The 20,242-nt window shown below is 57.6% G+C and carries 16 protein-coding genes, 1 pseudogene and 1 other annotated feature; of the genes and pseudogenes, 6 read left to right on the top strand and 11 right to left on the bottom strand.

The annotated features are described in order from the left end of the window. The first annotated feature begins 24 nt into the window (after window positions 1-24). Window positions 25-819, top strand: a complete 795-nt coding sequence (locus NWV12_RS05000; protein WP_048978923.1) for a TraB/GumN family protein — start codon at window positions 25-27, stop codon at window positions 817-819. 199 nt (window positions 820-1,018) lie between these two features. Further along, window positions 1,019-1,498: a Cys-tRNA(Pro)/Cys-tRNA(Cys) deacylase YbaK gene (ybaK, locus tag NWV12_RS04995; protein ID WP_023310615.1), complete on the top strand. Its 480-nt coding sequence runs from the start codon at window positions 1,019-1,021 to the stop codon at window positions 1,496-1,498. A 121-nt stretch (window positions 1,499-1,619) separates the two neighbouring features. Here ybaK and ushA read toward each other — a convergent pair whose 3' ends face one another. Continuing rightward, the gene (gene ushA, locus NWV12_RS04990) at window positions 1,620-3,272 is read right to left on the bottom strand and encodes a bifunctional UDP-sugar hydrolase/5'-nucleotidase UshA (protein ID WP_048978924.1); all 1,653 of its coding nucleotides are present in this window, start codon (window positions 3,270-3,272) and stop codon (window positions 1,620-1,622) included. Between the two features lie 169 nt (window positions 3,273-3,441). On the opposite strand from ushA, the gene NWV12_RS04985 reads away from it, so the two are divergent. Further along, on the top strand, window positions 3,442-4,650 hold the full coding sequence (locus NWV12_RS04985) for an MFS transporter (RefSeq protein ID WP_045887946.1): 1,209 nt from the start codon (window positions 3,442-3,444) through the stop codon (window positions 4,648-4,650). A 229-nt stretch (window positions 4,651-4,879) separates the two neighbouring features. Further along, window positions 4,880-6,556, top strand: a complete 1,677-nt coding sequence (ybaL, locus tag NWV12_RS04980) for a YbaL family putative K(+) efflux transporter (RefSeq protein WP_032661465.1) — start codon at window positions 4,880-4,882, stop codon at window positions 6,554-6,556. Window positions 6,557-6,674: 118 nt separating this feature from the next. On the opposite strand, the gene NWV12_RS04975 is transcribed toward ybaL, so the two are convergent. From NWV12_RS04975 to NWV12_RS04935, 9 genes are all read right to left on the bottom strand, one after another. Then, on the bottom strand, window positions 6,675-7,979 hold the full coding sequence (locus tag NWV12_RS04975; RefSeq protein ID WP_029741032.1) for an inosine/guanosine kinase: 1,305 nt from the start codon (window positions 7,977-7,979) through the stop codon (window positions 6,675-6,677). A 62-nt stretch (window positions 7,980-8,041) separates the two neighbouring features. After that, on the bottom strand, window positions 8,042-9,004 hold the full coding sequence (gene hemH, locus NWV12_RS04970; protein WP_033144798.1) for a ferrochelatase: 963 nt from the start codon (window positions 9,002-9,004) through the stop codon (window positions 8,042-8,044). Between the two features lie 124 nt (window positions 9,005-9,128). After that, on the bottom strand, window positions 9,129-9,773 hold the full coding sequence (gene adk / locus NWV12_RS04965) for an adenylate kinase (protein WP_006809841.1): 645 nt from the start codon (window positions 9,771-9,773) through the stop codon (window positions 9,129-9,131). A 194-nt stretch (window positions 9,774-9,967) separates the two neighbouring features. Next, window positions 9,968-11,842 (bottom strand): molecular chaperone HtpG, encoded by a 1,875-nt coding sequence (gene htpG, locus NWV12_RS04960; protein ID WP_039263967.1) that lies wholly within the window; start codon window positions 11,840-11,842, stop codon window positions 9,968-9,970. A gap of 110 nt (window positions 11,843-11,952) precedes the next feature. Further along, complete coding sequence (gene recR / locus NWV12_RS04955; RefSeq protein ID WP_008499298.1) at window positions 11,953-12,558, bottom strand: recombination mediator RecR; 606 nt, start codon at window positions 12,556-12,558, stop codon at window positions 11,953-11,955. Then, window positions 12,558-12,890, bottom strand: coding sequence for a YbaB/EbfC family nucleoid-associated protein (locus NWV12_RS04950; protein ID WP_003858972.1), 333 nt, complete (start codon window positions 12,888-12,890; stop codon window positions 12,558-12,560). The genes recR and NWV12_RS04950 overlap by 1 nt, the downstream gene beginning before the upstream one ends. Window positions 12,891-12,944: 54 nt before the next feature. After that, the gene (gene dnaX, locus NWV12_RS04945) at window positions 12,945-14,873 is read right to left on the bottom strand and encodes a DNA polymerase III subunit gamma/tau (protein WP_048978925.1); all 1,929 of its coding nucleotides are present in this window, start codon (window positions 14,871-14,873) and stop codon (window positions 12,945-12,947) included. Then, window positions 13,551-13,615, bottom strand: a sequence feature (DnaX frameshifting element). It overlaps the preceding gene by 65 nt. Before the next feature lie 88 nt (window positions 14,874-14,961). Continuing rightward, a complete protein-coding gene (apt, locus tag NWV12_RS04940) occupies window positions 14,962-15,513 on the bottom strand; it encodes an adenine phosphoribosyltransferase (RefSeq protein WP_000127359.1) in 552 nt (183 codons plus the stop codon). 150 nt (window positions 15,514-15,663) lie between these two features. Next, a complete protein-coding gene (locus NWV12_RS04935; RefSeq protein ID WP_033144794.1) occupies window positions 15,664-16,041 on the bottom strand; it encodes a DUF454 family protein in 378 nt (125 codons plus the stop codon). A 50-nt stretch (window positions 16,042-16,091) separates the two neighbouring features. On the opposite strand from NWV12_RS04935, the gene priC reads away from it, so the two are divergent. Together priC and rsmS are read left to right on the top strand one after the other, a co-directional pair. Further along, window positions 16,092-16,619, top strand: coding sequence for a primosomal replication protein N'' (priC, locus tag NWV12_RS04930; protein ID WP_033144793.1), 528 nt, complete (start codon window positions 16,092-16,094; stop codon window positions 16,617-16,619). A gap of 14 nt (window positions 16,620-16,633) precedes the next feature. Beyond that, window positions 16,634-16,832, top strand: a pseudogene (gene rsmS / locus NWV12_RS04925) (pleiotropic regulatory protein RsmS). An 11-nt stretch (window positions 16,833-16,843) separates the two neighbouring features. Here rsmS and mscK read toward each other — a convergent pair. Further along, entirely contained in the window at window positions 16,844-20,191 is a 3,348-nt protein-coding gene (mscK, locus tag NWV12_RS04920) for a mechanosensitive channel MscK (RefSeq protein ID WP_048978927.1), read from the bottom strand. Window positions 20,192-20,242 lie beyond the last annotated feature (51 nt).

Below are 20,242 nucleotides of genomic sequence, written 5' to 3'. Positions count from 1 at the left end.
AACCTTTCCATCCATGGAGCGCGTATGGGTCTGTTTAATCGTATAAAAGCATCGTTTCGCGCCCTCTTTCCCCGCCGTTATGCCTGGCCCGGTCTGGATATCTCTCTCCCCGGCGGGCAGCACCTGCACCTGGTCGGCAGCATTCATATGGGTACGCAGGATATGTCTCCCCTGCCACCCGGGCTGATTAAACTGCTGAAACACGCCGACGCGCTGGTCGTTGAGGCGGACATTTCGGGTCAGGAGTCGCCGTTTGCCGGGCTGGAAAGCGATCTCAGCCTGGCGGAACGTCTGGATGATCCCCGGCTTGCGGAACTGACGCGCGTCGCGGATGAAACCGGCGTGTCGCTCTCCATGATTGACACCCTGCCGCTCTGGCAAATTGCGATGGTGCTGCAGGCTACGCAGGCGCAGCGTCTGGGACTGCGCGGTGACTACGGCATTGATTACCAGCTGCTGAACGCGGCAAGGGCGCGCAGCCTGCCCGTCATCGAGCTGGAAGGGACGGACAGCCAGATTGCGCTTCTGCGCCAGCTTCCCGACGACGGCCTGATGCTGCTGGATGATACGTTGACCCACTGGCACACCAACGCGCGCCTGCTGCAGACCATGATTGGCTGGTGGCTGGACGCGCCGCCTGAGGACGGTAAGCTGGCGTTACCGTCGACGTTCAGCGAATCGCTGTATGATGTGCTGATGAATGCGCGCAACAAAGCCTGGCGGCAGACGCTGCATGCTTTGCCCGCGGGGCATTACGTGGTGGCGGTTGGGGCGTTACATTTGTACGGAGAAGGGAATTTGCCGTCACTGTTGAAATAAAAAAATGGCCAATATTTCTATTGGCCCGTCAAAGAGGAATTTCATCGTTTTTATTATGCCGAAGGAGACCTTCGGTTGAGCCGATTGTCGCTCAAAGTGACCATCACTGCCAATACTATTGCGCAAGATGGTGCTATTTTTTAGACAAACGTCAGGCGTATGCTGATGGCATGATTTGTCTGTCGTAAGAAGGATAGCTATGACTCCCGCCGTTAAATTACTCGAAAAAAACAACATTTCTTTCCGGATCCACACTTACGATCACGATCCGAATGAAACTAACTTTGGTGATGAAGTGGTGCGCAAGCTGGGGCTGAATGCTGACCAGGTTTATAAAACGCTGCTGGTGGCGGTGAATGGCGATATGAAACACCTCGCCGTCGCGGTTACTCCGGTGGCGGGACAGCTGGATCTGAAGAAAGTCGCCAAAGCCCTGGGGGCGAAGAAGGTGGATATGGCGGATCCGATGGTGGCGCAACGCACCACGGGCTATCTGGTGGGCGGGATCAGTCCGCTCGGGCAGAAAAAACGCCTGCCGACGCTGATTGATGCCCCTTCGCAGGAGTTTGAAACCATCTTTATATCCGGCGGCAAACGCGGGCTGGATATCGAGCTGGCGGCGGGCGACCTGGCGAAAATGCTGGACGCGAAGTTTGCGGATATTGCGCGCCGGGATTGAGAAAATTGCCCGGTGGCGGCTGCGAGGTAAAAGCAAAACGGTAACAGGCGTTACCGTTTTTTGTGTTAGCGCCCTCTCCCGGTGGGAGAGGGTTGGGGTGAGGGCATCAGGCCGCACACCACTACTGCCAGCTCACCTCACCTTTCGGCTCGTAGGCATTCACGTCAATCGGCGAATTCTGCTCGATAAACTGCTTCAGCACTTCCGCATCGATAAAGCCGGTATTCACGTATCCCGGTTTGTTATCAATATGCGGATAGCCGTCGCCGCCGGTGGCGTTAAAGCTTAACGTCGCCAGACGGTAGGTCTTAGCCGGATCAACCGGTTCGCCTTTGATCTTCAGGTCGTTAAGCTTGCCGTCTTTCGCCACAAAGCTGACGTTGGCAAACTGCGGATAGGCCCCGGAATCCGGCTTCATCTGCGCCACGGCGGTCAGGTAGTCAATCACCTCTTTCCCGCTCATGTCCGCATAGACCACCACGTTGCCGAACGGCTGCACCTTCAGGACGTCCTTATAGGTAATGTTTCCGCCCTCGATGGAATCACGAATACCGCCGCCGCTCATCACGCCGAAGTCAGCGCCGGTGCGCGCCATTTGCGCCGCCAGCACCAGGTGGCCCATGTTGGTCTGCACGAAGCGAACTTTGCTGCGGTCCCCCTCCAGACGACCGTTCAGCGTGCCGATTTTCACGTCCAGCTGCGCCTTGCCCTTGTTCTGGAACGGCGTCAGCAGGGAGAGCATCTGCTGGTTTTCAGCGATCTCCGGCGTGTAGAGTACGCGCTCGCTTTTCCCGTCCGGGTAGGTGACTTTCTTCTTCAGGTTGACCGGGATGAGCTGATAATGAACCAGCTTCATCTCGCCGTTACGGAACTCAAAATCCGCCCGGCCGACGTATTTGCCCCACTCGTGCGCCTGAACAATCCAGATACCGTTCTGACGGTCCGGCGCGCACGGCGTGCCCGGCACGTAGTCCACCTGCTTTTTGTTCTCCGGGGCCATACACACCGGATCCTGTGAGTGACCGCCCACAATCATTGCCAGAGAGCCCGCGGGCAGGCTGCGCGCCATCTCCACGTCGCCGGGCGCGTTAGAGCCGTGCTCGCCGTTGTCGTAGTGCCCCATGTGCGTGGTGGCGATAATCACGTCCGGCTTTTCGTTTTGCTGCAGCTCCTGAATCACCAGCTTCGCTTCGTCTGCCGGTTTGCGGAATTCAATATCGGTAAAGAACTCGGGGTTACCAATTTTCGCCGTATCGTCAGTGGTTAAGCCGATGACCGCGATCTTCAGATCCTGACGCTTAAACAGCGCCCACGGCTTAAACAGGCGTTCGCCGGTGCTTTTCTGGTAAATATTGGCGGAGAGGAAGGGAAATTTGGCCCATTTTTCCTGCTGACGCAGCACGGTCAGCGGATTATCGAACTCGTGGTTACCCACGGCCATCGCGTCGTAGCCAATCAGGTTCATGCCGCGAAAATCAGGTTCCGCGTCCTGTAAATCGGATTCCGGCACGCCGGTATTGATATCGCCCCCCGACAGCAGCAGCACGCTGCCGCCCTGGGCAGCCACCTCTTTACGAATGCCGTCCACCAGCGTTTTTTGTGCCGACAGGCCATATTCGCCGTATTCGCTGCGCCAGAAATGACCGTGGTGATCGTTGGTATGCAGAATGGTGATTTTATAGGTTTTGTCTTTTTCATACGCCTGCGCGGGCAGGCTTACCAGGCCCCATGCGGCGATGAGCGCCAGCGCGACGCCCCGCTTCATTAACTTCATCTTCTCTCTCCCTGACCAATAGACAAAGGCAAAAATTACAGTGACTAATAAGAATAGACAAATAAGTTTTCAGAATTGCGACTTTCTTCAAATGTCCCGGGCGGGTATGTTAGTCGGATAATAATTACACCCTGCATCTCTAATAACGAAAAACGTGGTACTTCTCTCTATGGCAATCAGTGAATCAACCCAGCCCGTTCCGGGCGCGCCGGCGTCGCGCACCTCCTTTAAAGTCTTAGGCGCAATCAGTCTCTCGCACCTGCTCAACGACATGATCCAGTCGTTGATTCTGGCCATTTATCCGCTGCTGCAGTCCGAGTTTTCGTTAACGTTCGTGCAGATCGGGATGATCACCCTGACCTTCCAGCTGGCTTCCTCACTGCTGCAACCGGTGGTGGGCTACTGGACGGATAAATACCCGATGCCGTGGTCGCTGCCGATTGGCATGTGCTTCACCCTAAGCGGGCTGGTGCTGCTGGCCATGGCGGGGAGCTTTGAAGCGGTGCTGATTGCCGCCGCGCTGGTGGGCACCGGCTCGTCCGTTTTCCATCCGGAGTCCTCCCGCGTGGCGCGTATGGCCTCCGGGGGACGTCACGGTCTGGCGCAGTCTCTCTTCCAGGTGGGCGGTAACTTTGGTAGCTCTCTCGGCCCGCTGCTGGCCGCGGTGATTATTGCCCCTTACGGTAAAGGCAACGTGGCATGGTTTGTACTGGCCGCGCTGCTGGCGATCATCGTGCTGGCGCAGATCAGTCGCTGGTATGCCGCTCAGCATCGCGTGAATAAAGGTAAACCTAAAGCGAAGGTTATCAATCCCCTTCCGCGCAACAAGGTTATCCTGGCGGTTTCCGTGCTGCTGGTACTGATTTTCTCGAAATACTTCTATATGGCGAGCATCAGCAGCTATTACACCTTTTATCTGATGCAAAAATTCGGATTATCGGTGCAGAATGCGCAGATCCACCTGTTTGCCTTCCTGTTCGCCGTTGCAGCCGGTACGGTCATTGGCGGGCCTGTAGGTGATAAGATTGGGCGTAAATACGTCATTTGGGGCTCTATCCTCGGCGTGGCGCCGTTTACCCTTATTTTGCCGTACGCGAGCCTTGAATGGACGGGGATTTTAACCGTGATCATTGGTTTTATTCTCGCATCCGCGTTTTCCGCCATTCTGGTCTATGCCCAGGAGCTGCTGCCTGGCCGTATCGGTATGGTTTCCGGGCTCTTTTTCGGTTTCGCCTTCGGCATGGGCGGACTTGGCGCGGCGGTGTTGGGGATGGTGGCGGATCACACCAGCATCTTCCTGGTTTATAAAATCTGCGCTTTCCTGCCACTTCTTGGGATGTTGACCATATTCCTGCCTGATAACCGTCATAAAGCGTAAATTACGGGTAGCCAAAGTTTAACTTTGGCTACCTGATACCCTGATGCCATAAGGGTTTCTTCTTCTTCCCCTCGCTGAATTTATCAAAACGCGCTTTTTTACGTGCATATTGCTGTTTTATTCAAACTTCAACAATAATTCATAAACATAAGGGTAAAAATTGTCATAAACTATTACTCGGTTTTTTGGTTTTCGCCAAAAAGGAACACCCACAACGAAAGGAGACGGAATGCACCACGCCACACCGCTTATCACCACCATTGTTGGTGGACTTGTGCTCGCTTTTATCCTCGGCATGATTGCCAATAAGCTGCGTATTTCTCCTCTTGTCGGCTATCTGTTAGCGGGTGTACTGGCGGGACCCTTTACGCCAGGCTTCGTGGCGGATACCAAGCTGGCCCCTGAGCTGGCGGAATTGGGCGTGATTCTGCTGATGTTTGGCGTCGGCCTGCACTTCTCCCTGAAGGATTTGATGGCGGTAAAGTCGATCGCCATACCGGGAGCGATCGCCCAGATTGGGGTGGCGACGCTGCTGGGGATGGCGCTTTCGGCGGTGCTGGGCTGGTCGTTAATGACCGGTATCGTATTTGGGCTGTGTCTCTCAACCGCCAGTACCGTGGTGCTGCTGCGCGCGCTTGAAGAGAGACAGCTGATAGACAGCCAGCGCGGGCAAATCGCGATAGGCTGGCTGATTGTTGAAGACCTGGTGATGGTCCTGACGCTGGTGCTGCTGCCTGCCGTCGCCGGGATGATGGAAAAAGACAACGTCGGCTTTGCCTCGCTGGCGCTGGATATGAGTATAACCATCGGTAAGGTGGTGGCGTTTATCGCCATCATGATGCTGGTGGGACGCCGTCTGGTGCCGTGGATCATGTCCCGCAGCGCGGCAACCGGCTCGCGCGAGCTGTTTACCCTCTCCGTGCTGGCGCTGGCGCTGGGTATCGCTTTTGGTGCCGTAGAGCTGTTTGATGTCTCCTTTGCCCTGGGCGCGTTCTTCGCCGGGATGGTGCTGAACGAGTCCGAGCTGAGCCACCGCGCGGCGCATGACACTCTGCCGCTGCGCGATGCCTTCGCCGTGCTGTTCTTCGTCTCCGTCGGGATGCTGTTTGATCCGATGGTTCTGATTCACCAGCCGCTGGCCGTGCTGGGCACGCTGGCGATCATCATCTTTGGTAAGTCGCTTGCCGCCTTCTTCCTGGTGAGAATGTTCGGCCACTCCCCGCGCACGGCGTTGACCATCGCCGCCAGCCTGGCGCAGATCGGTGAGTTTGCCTTTATTCTGGCCGGTCTGGGCATGGCCCTGAACCTGCTGCCGCAGGCGGGGCAAAACCTGGTGCTGGCGGGAGCGATCCTGTCGATTATGCTGAACCCGGTGCTGTTTGCCCTGCTGGAAAAATACCTCGATAAAACCGAAACGCTGGAAGAACAGACGCTGGAAGAGGCCATCGAAGAAGAGAAGCAGATCCCGGTGGATATTTGCAATCACGCCCTGCTGGTCGGCTTTGGCCGCGTGGGCAGCCTGCTCGGTGAGAAGCTGATGGCGCAGGGCATTCCGCTGGTGGTGATTGAGACCTCACGCACCCGCGTCGACGAGCTGCGCGAGCGCGGTATTCGTGCGGTGCTGGGCAATGCGGCAAACGAAGAGATCATGAATCTGGCGCATCTGGACTGCGCCCGCTGGCTGCTGCTGACCATCCCTAACGGCTATGAAGCGGGCGAGATTGTGGCTTCCGCGCGCGAGAAGTGCCCAACGATTGAGATTATCGCCCGGGCGCACTATGACGACGAGGTCGAGTACATTACCGAGCGCGGGGCGAATAAGGTGGTGATGGGCGAGCGCGAGATTGCGAATACGATGCTGACGCTGCTGGAGAAACCGCCGGTTGAAGAGGCTGTGACGGGGTAAGTTTGGTGCGGCCTGATGCCCTCACCCCGGCCTCTCCCCATAGGGGCGAGGGAGAAAAGACGGCTTCGTGCTATCCCCTCTCCCCTAAGGGGAGAGGGTTAGGGTGAGGGGTTTTCTTTTACCTGTCCCAGTAAGCCTCTTCGAGGCTGTCTTCTCTTTCAGGCAGACCGCGCGTTAAGCGCGGAGAATGCTGGTTCAGTACCTGATAGCTCACGCGGTTGGCATATTTACACACCTGCGCCAGCGAGGAATAGGTCAGCCAGCTGAACTTATGCTTGCTGGAGTTCGGCACGTTGGTTTTATGGTAGGCGTTAGCGGTGATGTCGTGCAGCAGTGCGGCCAGCGCGCCGTCGCCCGCACCGTTGGTGTTCATGATCTTCTCCGGCCCGCCCATGTATGGCGCGATATGAGAGTAGATTCGCAGCGGATTCACGCAATCTTTGTAGCGCATGCCGCGGCTGAACTCGTACTGGTTGAACTCGGCAATCGCACCGGGCAGCAGCGGGTGCTGGGTTTTGCGCTTGCTCTCTTCTTCCGTGAAGCCCGCCATGTACAGCCCAACCGGGCCGGCGGTACAGAGCACCAGATCCACCCAGTCCAGCGCTTTGTCAGACGCCAGCAGCGGATCGCTTTCGCCGGTCAGCGCTTCGGCCTCTTCTTCGTTCATCGCCAGAATCGAGACGTGCTCTTTCAGGAACGCCTGCCACCACTCCGGGTTATCGGCGATAACGAATTTTGTGCCCAGCGTCAGAACGACCGGCACGTTGTATTTCTTCGCGTACTCGATCGCTTTCATGGTCGCTTCCGGCATCGGCTCGCCCGGCTTACAGCGCACCAGGTAGGAGGTCAGCACCAGCGCCGAGGCGCCCGCGATCACCTCTTCCGGAATACTCTCGGCGCGCAGCTTGTTCATATGACCCGGGCTGATGGCAAAAGTACGCTCGCCGGAATCGCTAATCAGCGTAAAGCAGCGGCCAATAGGCCCGTCGACGCCCTGAAGGTAGTTCAGATCGGTACGGCTGGAGGTGTTGCAGAGATAGCGGTAGGCATAGCCACCGATTTCGATATTGCTGCACATCACGCCGAGCAGCACCGAGCGGTCGTCGGCCAGCACGGAGTAGTTGTGCATGGTATTGCCGATGGTGCCACCGGCGAACTGATGGGTAATCAGGTTTTCGCGCACCAGCTCCTGATACAGCGCTTCGGCAACGTCGTCCTCAATCACCAGCGAGTGACCGGCGCTCAGACCGTAACGGGCGACAAACGCATCATCCACTTTCGCTTCAATGTCCACCAGCGTCTGATCGATACCGACGACCCATGCCGCGCTGGTTTCGTTTTCTGGCTGGATTTGCTGCAGGAGCGGGTCGCGGGCATCGACGGGGAAGTAGTGTTTGGATTTGCGTTTACCGGGAAATTTCATGGTCTGAACTGTACGAAGAATATGGGCCGGGAATGGTAGCACAAACCCGGCCCGGAGTGCGATCAGCGGCTGTTCGTTACCAGCGAGACCATCATGTCGATATGCTCAGGCGAGTCGTTAAGCGCCGGAATGTACTCATACTTTTCGCCGCCAGCCTCAAGGAAAAATTCCCGGTTTTGCACCGCGATCTCCTCCAGCGTTTCCAGACAGTCTGCCGAGAAGCCCGGCGACATCACCTGAATGTGCTTCACGCCCTTCTCACCCAGCATTTTGAGGGTTTCATCGGTATAAGGCGTCAGCCACGGCTCGCGACCGAAGCGCGACTGGAAGGTCATCATCACCTTCTCCGGCGGCAGGCCAAGGGCGGAAACCAGCTCGCGCGTGGTATCGCGGCAGCGCTGCGGATAATCATCCCCTTCATTGGCGAAACGCTGCGGGATCCCGTGATAGGAGAGCAGCAGCAGATCCGGCTCGCCGTGCTTTTCAAACGACGCGCGCGCGCTGTTGGCAAGCGCCTGGATGTAGAGATCGTTATCCGCGTAGTCGCGAATAAAGGTCACGCCCGGAATGCGGCGGCGGGTCGCCAGAATGCGGGCCAGCTCGTCCCAGACGGCGGCCACCGTCGAGCAGGAGTACTGCGGGTAGAGCGCCAGCACGACGATATGGTCCACGCCCTGCGCCAGCAGTGATTCCACCGCGCTTTGCAGGGACGGTTTTCCGTAGCTCATGCCGAGCGCGACGGGCATATCCGGCAGTCGGGCGGCCAGCGCTTTTTCCTGGCGACGGCTGTAAACCATCAGCGGCGAGCCCTCTTCCATCCAGACGGACTGATAGAGTTTGGCGACGCGCGGAGAACGAATCGGCAGAATGACGCCACGCAGCAGCGGCCACCACAGCAGTCTCGGGAAATCCACGACGCGCGTGTCGCTTAAAAATTGTCGCAGGTAGCGTTTTACCGCGTCTGATGTAGGTGCTTCTGGAGTGCCCAGATTGGCAAGCAGGATGCCGGTTTTCGCCTGACTCATTCACGCCTCTTAACCATTTGATAGGTTGTCAATTGTAGCGGAAATGCGTTTAAACGAAACCCATTGCTGTAATAGGTAAGATGAGAATATTTCTCACCCGGGAGCCCGGGTGAGAGGCGCGCGATTAGCCGAGGATTTTTTCCAGCTCTGCACGTACGTCAGCCACGGCTTTGGTGCCGTCAACTTTGGCGTATTTGGTGTTACCCGCCTGCGCTTCTTTGGTGTAGTAGCCGATCAGCGGCGCGGTCATCTGATGGTATTCCACCAGGCGTTTACGCACGGTCTCTTCCTGATCGTCTTTACGGGTAGTCAGCTCTTCGCCGGTCACGTCGTCTTTGCCTTCAACCTTAGGCGGGTTGAATTTGATGTGGTAAACGCGGCCAGAAGCAGCGTGTACGCGACGGCCAACGATACGGTCAACGATCAGCTCGTCCGGTACGTCGAACTCCAGAACGTAATCCACGTTGATGCCCGCTTCTTTCATGGCGTCAGCCTGAGGAATGGTGCGTGGGAAGCCGTCCAGCAGGAAACCGTTACGGCAGTCTTCCTGCGCAATGCGCTCTTTGACCAGAGCAATAACCAGCTCGTCGGTCACCAGCTTGCCTGCGTCCATGATGTCTTTCGCTTGTTTACCCAGCTCGGAGCCAGATTTAACAGCGGCGCGCAGCATGTCACCGGTGGAGATTTGCGGAATACCGTATTTCTCCATGATGAACTGAGCCTGAGTTCCTTTACCCGCGCCCGGAGCGCCAAGCAGAATAATACGCATTGCGAAAATCCCCTCAAAAGTCGTTTCAATTTTTCAAAAGCGCTAAACAATACCACCAGAACGGGCATCGCTCAAGGAAGGCGGGAAGGCTGAAACGGTTAACGGGGGGAGATTATTTGGGTTAGTGCGGTCTGGTGCCCTCACCCCGGCCCTCTCCCACGGGAGAGGGAGAAGACCAGGGGAGGCGTGCTCAATTACGCCAGCAGCAGCGCATTCACACGTTTAATGAACAGGTTAGGATCTTCCAGCGTGCCGCGCTCGGCCAGCAGGGACTGATCCAGCAGCAGTTCAACCCACTCGGCAAAGCGGGCGTCGTCCTGGGTATCCGCCGCGCGTTTCACCAGCGGATGATCCGGATTAAGCTCAAAGATATATTTCACTTCCGGCATCGCCTGGCCCGCCGCCGCGAACAGTTTCGCCATCTGGGTGCTCATTTCGTCCGCATCGGTGGTGACAATCGCCGGGGTGTCGGTCAGACGGTGCGTGAAGCGTACCTCTTTCACGCGCTCGCCCAGCAGGGTTTTCACGCGCTCAACGAACGGCTCCAGCGCCTTCTCGGCTTCTTTCGCGCTTTCGTCCACTTCATCCGCCAGCTTGTCGATGGACTCGTCGGCTTTGGCTACGGACTGGAAGGATTTACCGTCGAACTCGGTCAGGTAGTTCATCATCCACTCGTCGATGCGGTCAGAAAGCAGCAGCACTTCGATGCCTTTCTTGCGCAGCAGCTCCAGGTGCGGACTGCTCTTCGCCGCCGCGTAGCTGTCGGCAGTGATGTAGTAGATCTTCTCCTGCCCTTCTTTCATGCGGGAGACGTACTCTTCCAGCGACACGGTCTGCGCGGAGGAGTCGGTGTGCGTAGAGGCGAAGCGCAGCAGTTTGGCGATCGTTTCAACGTTCGCGGTGTCTTCTGCCGGGCCTTCTTTCAGCACCAGGCCAAACTGTTTCCAGAAGGTCTGATATTTTTCCGCATCGTCTTTCGCCAGTTTTTCCAGCATCTGCAGCGCACGTTTGGTCAGGGCGTTGCGCAGGTTACGGGTGACGGTGCTGTCCTGAAGGATCTCACGGGAGACGTTCAGCGGCAGATCGTTGGAATCGATCAGACCGCGCACAAAGCGCAGGTAGTTCGGCATGAACTGCTCGGCGTCGTCCATGATGAATACGCGCTGCACGTACAGCTTCAGGCCGTGCTTGTGATCGCGGTTCCACATGTCCCACGGCGCCTGTGCCGGGATGTACAGCAGGCTGGTGTACTCCTGCTTACCTTCCACGCGGTTGTGGCTCCAGGTCAGCGGGTCGGTAAAGTCGTGGGCGATGTGCTTGTAGAACTCGTTGTATTCGTCGTCTTTAATTTCAGACTTGTTGCGCGTCCACAGCGCCTGCGCCTTGTTGATCTTCTCCCAGGAAACCACGGTTTCACCGTCTTTCTCTTCCTGTTTTTCAATCTCTACCGGCAGGGCGATGTGATCGGAATATTTGCTGATGATGGAGCGCACGCGCCAGTCGTTCAGGAAATCGTCTTCCCCTTCACGCAGGTGCAGGGTGATTTCGGTACCGCGATCCGCTTTGGTGATGTCATCAACGGTGTATTCGCCTTCCCCTTTGGATTCCCACAGGACGCCGTTCTCGGCGCTGTCGCCTGCCGCACGGGTACGGACGGTAACTTTGTCGGCCACGATAAACGCCGAGTAAAAACCGACGCCGAACTGGCCGATCAGCTGGCTGTCTTTCGCCTGGTCAGAGCCCATGGACTCAAGGAACGCTTTGGTGCCGGATTTGGCGATGGTGCCGAGGTGGTCGATCACCTCGTCGCGGTTCATCCCGATGCCGTTATCGGCGATGGTCAGGGTGCGGTTCTCTTTATTGAACGAGACGCGCACGCGCAGCTCGCCGTCACCTTCGTACAGGTCCGGGTTGGACAGCGCGCGGAAGCGCAGCTTGTCCGCCGCGTCCGAGGCGTTGGAAATCAGCTCACGCAGGAAAATTTCTTTGTTGGAATACAGGGAATGGATCATCAGGTGCAGAAGCTGTTTTACTTCTGACTGGAAACCACGGGTTTCTTGTCCTTTCATCTATGTCGACCTCAACAATGCCATTTAATGGGGTTTTAAAACGTTGAGTGAGAGATGGGGATAAGGGGGGAAATTTTCAAGCGGAGGCCGCGCGCGCAGCCTCCGTTTGGTCAGAAAATAATCTTGTGACGCCCTGCCAGAGAGTGCGACAGCGTGGTGCCGTCGACCATTTCCAGCTCGCCGCCCACCGGCACGCCGTGGGCGATGCGGCTGGCGTCAACGCCGTACTGCGAGCACAGTTCGGCGATGTAGTTGGCGGTTGCCTCCCCTTCCACCGTTGGGTTGGTGGCGAGGATCACCTCTTTGATGGTTTCGGACTCAAGACGCTGTTCAAGGCGGTCAAGACCGATATCATCCGGGCCAATACCGTCCAGCGGGGAAAGATGCCCCATCAGCACGAAGTAGCGGCCGGAAAACTGCCCGGTTTGTTCGATGGCGTAGATGTCCGCCGGACTCTCCACCACGCAAATCTGACCGTTTTCCTGACGACGCGGGTTCGTACAGATGTTACACACGTCCTGCTCGGTAAAGGTGCGGCAATCCGCACAGTGACCAATTTCTGACATGGCGCGGGTTAAAGCCTGCGCCAGGCGCATCCCGCCGCTGCGGTCGCGCTGCAATAGCGTAAACGCCATGCGCTGCGCCGACTTCGGGCCAACGCCCGGCAGGCAGCGCAGTGCTTCCATTAACTGCGTGAGCAGCGGACTGGTTTGCATCAGAATGGCATCTTGAAGCCAGGCGGCAGCTGCATACCGCTGGAAACAGAGGCCATTTTCTCTTTCTGAGTTTCGTCGATACGGCGAGCGGCATCGTTAAACGCGGCTGCAACCAGATCTTCCAGCATCTCTTTGTCGTCTTCGAGCAGGCTCGGGTCGATTTCCACGCGACGGCAGTTGTGCGCACCGTTGATGGTCACTTTGACCAGACCGGCACCGGACTCACCCGTGACTTCCAGCTGAGCGATCTCTTCCTGCATCTTCTGCATTTTTTCCTGCATCTGCTGAGCCTGCTTCATCAGGCCACCCAGACCGCCTTTTCCACCAAACATAGGCTTCTCTCTTCTTTCACGTTTAAGGATTACAACCGTAAGTCAGACTCACGATCAAATGGGGCGAATACTCTCTTCATCCAGATCGGCGTCGAAGAACCGGCGCAGGGTCTGAATGTTGTTATCCGCAATAATCGCCTCGCGCGCCTGCGCGAGCTTTTCTTCATAAATGGCCTGGCGCCACTCGAGCGGCGTTTTCACTGCCGGATTATCATCTTCAATGATAGTCAATTCAACCGGCGCACCCTGTAATGCGGTGAGCGCCTCGGCCAGCGCCTTTTGCGCGCCAGGGGAATTGAGGTGCCGCTGGCCCGGACGCAGGTGTAAACGCACCTGATTACCGTCCTGCTCTTTCCAGGCATTCAGCGCGACCTGCTCTACCAGCTTCGGCAGCTGGAGTTTGCTGACCTCGGCGGCCCAGGGGTCGCGCGCAATGGACTCTTCAGCAAGCTTCGCGGAAAGCTCCGGCGTTTTCTCATGCTCCAGCGCCTTTTTCAGCGCTTTCGGCGTGGCGACCTCTTCCTTCACCTCTTCGGTGACGGTGGTTGCCTTCCAGCGGTAAGCCTCTTCTTTCACCGGGGCTTTCTGCTCGAGCGCGGACGGTGCCGGACGCGACTGTACGCGCTCCGTTACCGAGGCCAGTCGTTCAAGCGCGGCGTTGTTCACCGGCCGCGCTCTTCCTGGCGCTGCCGGTTCACTCTTTTTTGGTTTGGTTACTCCCTGCGCACGCTGCAGCTGGCTGCGTGCGGCAAGCACCGAACTGGTGGCATCCGACAGCGGCACGTTTTGCGGCGGCGGCGGTGTCGGCTGCGCTGGCACCTGCTGCGGCGACATCACCGCCGTAGGGGCGACCGGCGCGAAAGACTGCCGCGGTACCTCAGGCTCGGGCAACGGCATACGCGGATGGAACGCCAGCGCGCGCAGCAGCGTCATTTCAACGCCCATCCGTGGATCCGGTGCGAAAGGTAGTTCTTTGCGGCCAATCAGCAGCGTCTGGTAGTACAGCTGCACGTCGGCAGGCGGCACGGTGCGGGCAAGCTCACGCATCCGCTGTTCAATAGCGGCCATATCCGCACCGATGGCGGACGGAGAAAGCTGCAGCATCGCCACGCGGTGCAGCAGGCTGAGCATCTCAACCAGCAGTCCTTCCCATTCGATACCCCGGGCAGCGGCGGCATTCACCTGAGACATCACGCGTTCGCCGTTGGCGGCAATCATCGCCTCGATAAGCGACAGCGCCTGATCGTCATCCAGCGTGCCGAGCATGGTGCTGACCGCCTCGGTGGAGAGCTTGCCGTCACCGCTGGCAATCGCCTGGTCGGTCAGGCTGAGCGCATCACGCAGGCTGCCGTCCGCCGCGCGGGCCAGCAGCTGCAGAGCGCGCGGTTCGTGGACAATTTTCTCTTCATCAAGAATGTGCTCAAGCTGCGCGCGGATCTGCTCAACGTCCAGCGCCTTCAGATGGAACTGCAGGCAGCGCGACAAAATCGTGACCGGCAGCTTTTGCGGATCGGTGGTCGCCAGCAGGAACTTCACGTGCGCGGGCGGCTCTTCCAGCGTTTTCAGCAGGGCGTTGAAACTGTGGCGCGACAGCATGTGCACTTCATCGATCAGGTAGACCTTGAAGCGGCCACGCGCCGGGGCGTACTGCACGTTATCGAGCAGATCGCGGGTATCTTCCACTTTGGTACGCGAGGCGGCGTCGATCTCGATCAGATCGACAAAACGCCCCTGCTCGATCTCCCGGCAGTTATCACATACGCCGCACGGCGTGGCGGTGATCCCGGTTTCGCAGTTGAGACCTTTTGCCAGCAAACGGGCAATAGAGGTCTTACCGACGCCGCGGGTGCCGGAGAAAAGATAGGCGTGATGGATGCGACCTAGCGACAAGCCGTTCGCCAGGGCCGTCAGCACATGTTCCTGACCGACAACGTCAGCAAAGGTTTGTGGTCGCCATTTACGGGCTAACACCTGATAACTCATGGGCAGGCTCTGCAACGCTGGAAGGTGAATTTATGGAGGGGAATGCTATCACAACCTCACCCATTGAGCGAGGTTGTGAAAACCGGGATTAATGACCCGGGAAAGGCACCAGGCTGTAGCTGGTGATGCCCTGTTTTTCCAGGCGCTGTTCACCGCCGAGATCGAACAGGTTGATGATGAATGCCGCGTCGGTCACTTCACCACCCAGACGACGGATCAATTTCACGGTCGCTTCAATGGTACCGCCGGTTGCCAGCAGATCGTCCACCACCAGCACTTTGTCGCCAGGCTTGATCGCATCAACGTGGATCTCCAGCTGATCGGTGCCGTACTCCAGCTCATAGCTCTCAGCAATGGTTTCACGCGGCAGTTTGCGCGGCTTACGCACCGGCACAAAACCCACGCCCATTGCCAGCGCAACCGGTGCGCCAAACAGGAAGCCACGGGCTTCGGTACCTACTACTTTGGTGATCCCGGCGTTTTTATAACGCTCGACCAGCAGTTCAATGCTGAGCGCGTACGCTTTCGGGTCTTCCAGCAAGCTGGTGACATCACGGAAAAGAATGCCAGGCTTTGGATAGTCCTGGATGCTTTTGATGCTGTTTTTCAGATATTCAAGCTGCTGTGCAGTTGCGGTCATCGGTTTTGCCTAAATGAAACAGTGTTACTCACAGCGCGCAACGAGTCGGCCAAGGCAACAATTGTTTAACCTTTGACCAGGCGCACCTGTGCTCGAAAACGGTCGAATTTACTGGCTGCGCGTGATAATTGCAACAGCCATGATTAGGCTTCAGTGCTTTTGTTGCTTTTCATCAACCACGGGGATCCGCCACATGAAGAAAAGCAGGCAGGAGAGGATCGCCAGCAGCAGAATACGTACCCACATCATTTTCACCAGCCATAATGAAATAGCGAAGGTGATGAGGATCACCGCGATCGCGCGCGGCTTCGCGCCTGGCGGCATGGCCCGGTGTTTTTGCCAGTGCCGCAGATAGCCGCCAAACCATGAGCGATAGAGCAGCCAGTGGTGAAAACGCGGCGATGAGCGGGCGAAGCACCAGGCCGCCAGCAGGATAAACGGGGTGGTCGGCAGCAAGGGTAAAAACACACCCAGCGTGCCAAGCACTACCGCGAGCCAGCCAATGATGATTAAAATAGTACGCTTCATAATGCGAATCGTTATCAAACTGAACGGCTACTTTACCACTGGAGAGCGCCTTGAAAACAGCACTGCTTCTTGAGAGGCTGCAAAATCAGCTTATTGCTCTGCGGGAACAGGCTACACCGCTGATGGGCCACGCCACGCTGAAACCGCGCTTTGATCGGCAGCTTTTTCGTACCCGCAGCACCGTCATTCAGGATTACCTGGCGGAAGCGCAGACCAACCTCGACGAGCTTCGCCATGCGGTTGAGAGTGAACAGCAGGAACAGGTGGCGTGGCTCGCAGAGCATCTCACAGAGCAGATCACCGCTCTGCATCGCGAAATCGCCGCCTGGCCGCTGCGCGCCTGGGACAGCGCCTCGCCGGGGCTCGGTAAATGGCAGCGCAAGCGGCTGGAGAACCAGGAGTTTGAGCGCCGGCTGTTTGAGATGAAGCGCGAGCGCGAGACGCGGCTGAACAACAGCGAGACGCTGGAAGAGCAGCAGCTATTGATGCGCGAGATTAGCGCGCTGGAAGGACGTATCGTCCGCTGCCGACAGGCGCGGGATGAGATTGAGCGCGTCATAGAACGTTTGACCCGTTAACAGGAGCCACACCCATGTCACTGGAAAATGCACCCGATGAGGTCAAGCTGGCCGTCGATTTGATTATGCTGCTGGAGAATCATGAGATCCCGGCGGAGACGGTGCTTAAGGCGCTGGAGATTGTGCGGCGGGATTTTGAAGGTAAATTACCCTCACCCCAGCCCTCTCCCTGAGGGAGAGGGGGAAAATCGTTCCCTCGCCCCTGAGGGCTGAGAGAAAATAGATTAAGCAGGTGTAGGATCGTCACCCTTAATGTCGCGCTTCACTTCCGTATGCTCATCACCTTTCTCGTTGCGCAGGTGAACCTCGAGCTGGTTGAAGGCGATATTAATATCGTTTTCACGGCACAGACGATCGATAGAGCGGTTAAGCTCATCCACCGTGTAGCTGCGGTCACGCAGCTCGCGCACGTATAAACGCAGCTCGTGATCCAGCGTGCTCGGCCCAAAGGTGGTGAAGAAGACCGCCGGAGCCGGATCGTGCATCACTTTCGGGTGTTCTGACGCCGCCTTGAGCAGCACCTCTTTCACCTTCTCCAGATCCGATCCATAGGCTACGCCCAGGCGGATCACCACGCGCGTCACCGTATCGGAGAGCGACCAGTTGATCAGACGCTCGGTCACGAACGCTTTGTTCGGGATGATCACCTCTTTGCGATCGAAGTCGGTGATGGTGGTGGCACGAATACGGATCTTGCTGACCGTACCGGAGAAGGTGCCGATGGTAACGGTATCGCCGATTCGTACCGGACGTTCGAACAGGATGATCAGGCCGGACACGAAGTTACCGAAGATCTCCTGCAGGCCAAAACCAAGACCGACCGAGAGGGCGGCCGCCAGCCACTGCAGTTTATCCCACGAGACGCCAAGCGAGCCGAAGACCGTCATCGCCCCAACAATAATGATCACGTAGTTGAGGATCGTGGTAATGGCGTAGGACGCCCCCTGGCGGAGATTCAGACGTGACAGGAGCAGCACTTCGAGCAGGCCTGGCAGGTTGCGAATTAGCGCCCAGGCCACCACCGACGACACCAGCGCAAACAGCAGACTGCCCATGGTCACGCTTTTCATGACCGCCGCGCCCGCTTCGGTACCGTTGTATTGCCAGAGGGTAATACTGTCGAGATAGGCGAAAACGGTAATAAGATCGGACCAGATGGCCCAGAACATCACCGCAAACAGGGCGATCATCACCAGCATGGTGATGCGCAGCGTCTGCTGGTTAACCTGCTCCAGGGCGATGGTCGGCTCTTCCTGCGGCTCCGCGCCTTCGGCCCCCTCTTTCACCTGATGCTGACGACGCGCGATAGCACGGCGATAGGCAATGCGGCGAGCCGCCACGCTCAGGCCGCGCAGCACGGTCTGATAGAGCAGGTTCCAGACGATCACCAGATAGACCGTTTCAATCCAGCGCCCGGACAGGCGCAGCGTGGTATAGAAGTAGCCCGTTGCCGTCAGCACCATTAGCGCCAGCGGAATGATCGCCAGCACCGTCACGGTGGCCAGGCGAATATTGTGGGACTCTTTATCACGCCAGCTGTCGCGGCACATCGGCCACATCAGGATCGCGATCAGCAGCAGGTTCAGCAGGATAACCAGCTGGCCCAGCACGTCATCCATCAGGTGCAGCGGAGAAAGCTCAGAGACAACCGACCAGAAGTGCAGCGGCAGGAGCGCCAGGCTGATGCGCACAATCTGACGACGCCAGTGGCTGGTCAGCTGCGCAGGCATGTTGAAATGACGCACCGCCACGCCGTCTTTTTCCAGCACCTTCCAGCACACGCCAAACACCAGCCAGAACAGCGCCAGTTTTTTACTGAACGCCCACAGCAGATCGCTGACGTTGAGCTGCATGGTGAGCAGAATCAGGCCCACGGCCAGAATAATCAGACATACCGGCAGGGCGCGGATGAGATCGATCAGAATCGCTTTTGGCGTATGGAGCTGGCTATCGTTGCGCAGCTGACCCACTTCGGAGGCCAGCTTCGCCTGGTATTTTTTCAGCCAGCCCAGACGCCAGCGGATCAGGCCGGCAATCAGCAGCAGCGGTAATCCAGCCAGCAGGGCAATCGTCACCGCGGGCCAGGCTTTCTCCCAGTTCACGGTGATCTTCATGCTCTTAATCTGCGTTTTCAGCGTCTCCGGGAAGGATTTAATCCAGTCCCAGTCCATCGGTTTGTTGCTGTTCACCCAGAAAATCTGCTGGGTCAGGATCTCCTGCAGACTTTTCGAGACGCTCACCAGCTGCTGCTGGTTGATTTGCAGGTTAATGGCCATCATCAGCTGGTTGCCCAGCTGTTTGTTGAGCTGGTCCAGCAGCTCGCGACGCATATCGACGACCTGGAGCAGCGCGTCGTGCACTTCCGGGTTCACGTCGCTGGAATGCCCCTCTTCAATTTTGGCGACAAAGGCATCGCTCTGGAAAAGGGCATCGCGCTGCTGGTTGACGTCAAACTGTTCCAGACGTAAATCCGCAATGCGGTTGGTCATGTCCTCCAGCTCATCGGCGGACGGGAGCGTCTGCTGCTGCTGGTAGAGAATACGCGACAGCAGGAGGCTGCCCTTCAGGACCGCAATCTGCTCTTTGATGTTGCGCTCAGCCTGCAGCGCGCGATCCAGCCAGTTCTTCACTTTGATATTTTGCTGAACCAGCGAGTTGCCGTTTTCCGTCGCCAGTATCAGGCGCTGGCTAAGCTGGTGGTTGGCCTCGAGCTCCTGTTTCACCAGCGGATTCGCCTGAATGCGGGCGGTTTCGTCAGGCGATACGGCCTCCTGGGCGGTTTTTTCCGTCAGGGTCAGGCGTTTGCTGTTTACCGCCTCCTGCAACAGCTGAAGCTGGTGTTCCAGGCGGTTAATATTCGCGGTGACGTAATCACGCTGTTTCTGAAGCGTGTCCTGCAGCACCGTATTCCCTTCCAGGCTTTTACGCTGCTGTTCAATCTGTGCATTGAGCAAGGTCTGCTGAACCAGCAGCAGGGTTTGCTGCGTCGGGCGCAGCGTGCCTTCGCCGACCGTCGTGCCGTTCAGACGGTTGCGGATCTGCTGCAGCTGCTGAGACGCGGCGTACATCGCGTTTTGCACGCGCTCGGGCTGGGTCTGCAGCGAGACAAGCTGGCTGTTATAGGTTGCGAGATCCGACTGCGCGGTTTGCAGGTCGTCGAGCAGTTGCGCGACGCGGGACTCCAGCTGGCGTAAAGAGAGCGTCGAGAGCGTCTTGCGCGTCTCGTCGTCGTTATCCACATCGCTGAGGGCATTCAGCGCGTCGGTGGCCTTACGCATGTTTTCAGGCGCCTGCGCCACCTTCTGACGAAGCTGGACGGTTTCCGCTTTGATGCGTTCAATTTTATCCAGCGTTTCCAGCGTTTCAGTCAGATCCTGCTGGACGAGTTTATCCTGAGGGGAGAGATCTTTTTGTTTATTCAGCGTGTCGAGCTGCGACTGAACATCGCTGCGCGAGGGAATATCGTTGCTGTTATCGGCGCGGGCCCAGGTCAGCGGCGCCGTGGCGAAGAAAAACAGCATCGCAAAGAGCAATGCAAAAACAGGATGTTGCGAGCGATTGATGGGCAGCATAGTTGTGAATGATGTCAGAAGATGACCGAAAATAGTCCGGCGTGAAGAATA

Source organism: Enterobacter sp. Crenshaw (assembly GCF_024734705.1).
GTDB lineage: Bacteria > Pseudomonadota > Gammaproteobacteria > Enterobacterales > Enterobacteriaceae > Enterobacter > Enterobacter asburiae_B.
Note: the sequence above shows the minus strand (reverse complement) of the source record. Positions and strands in the feature narration are given on the sequence as shown.

Bases quoted from the DNA above. Each gene is read 5' to 3' on its own strand.
- NWV12_RS04985 (WP_045887946.1), top strand. From the start codon at position 3,442: ATGGCAATCAGTGAATCAACCCAGCCCGTTCCGGGCGCGCCGGCGTCG.
- mscK (WP_048978927.1), bottom strand. From the start codon at position 20,191: ATGCTGCCCATCAATCGCTCGCAACATCCTGTTTTTGCATTGCTCTTT.
- ybaK (WP_023310615.1), top strand. From the start codon at position 1,019: ATGACTCCCGCCGTTAAATTACTCGAAAAAAACAACATTTCTTTCCGG.
- NWV12_RS04935 (WP_033144794.1), bottom strand. From the start codon at position 16,041: ATGAAGCGTACTATTTTAATCATCATTGGCTGGCTCGCGGTAGTGCTT.
- hemH (WP_033144798.1), bottom strand. From the start codon at position 9,004: ATGAGTCAGGCGAAAACCGGCATCCTGCTTGCCAATCTGGGCACTCCA.
- ushA (WP_048978924.1), bottom strand. From the start codon at position 3,272: ATGAAGTTAATGAAGCGGGGCGTCGCGCTGGCGCTCATCGCCGCATGG.
- ybaL (WP_032661465.1), top strand. From the start codon at position 4,880: ATGCACCACGCCACACCGCTTATCACCACCATTGTTGGTGGACTTGTG.
- htpG (WP_039263967.1), bottom strand. From the start codon at position 11,842: ATGAAAGGACAAGAAACCCGTGGTTTCCAGTCAGAAGTAAAACAGCTT.
- adk (WP_006809841.1), bottom strand. From the start codon at position 9,773: ATGCGTATTATTCTGCTTGGCGCTCCGGGCGCGGGTAAAGGAACTCAG.
- apt (WP_000127359.1), bottom strand. From the start codon at position 15,513: ATGACCGCAACTGCACAGCAGCTTGAATATCTGAAAAACAGCATCAAA.
- dnaX (WP_048978925.1), bottom strand. From the start codon at position 14,873: ATGAGTTATCAGGTGTTAGCCCGTAAATGGCGACCACAAACCTTTGCT.
- NWV12_RS04975 (WP_029741032.1), bottom strand. From the start codon at position 7,979: ATGAAATTTCCCGGTAAACGCAAATCCAAACACTACTTCCCCGTCGAT.
- NWV12_RS05000 (WP_048978923.1), top strand. From the start codon at position 25: ATGGGTCTGTTTAATCGTATAAAAGCATCGTTTCGCGCCCTCTTTCCC.
- recR (WP_008499298.1), bottom strand. From the start codon at position 12,558: ATGCAAACCAGTCCGCTGCTCACGCAGTTAATGGAAGCACTGCGCTGC.
- NWV12_RS04950 (WP_003858972.1), bottom strand. From the start codon at position 12,890: ATGTTTGGTGGAAAAGGCGGTCTGGGTGGCCTGATGAAGCAGGCTCAG.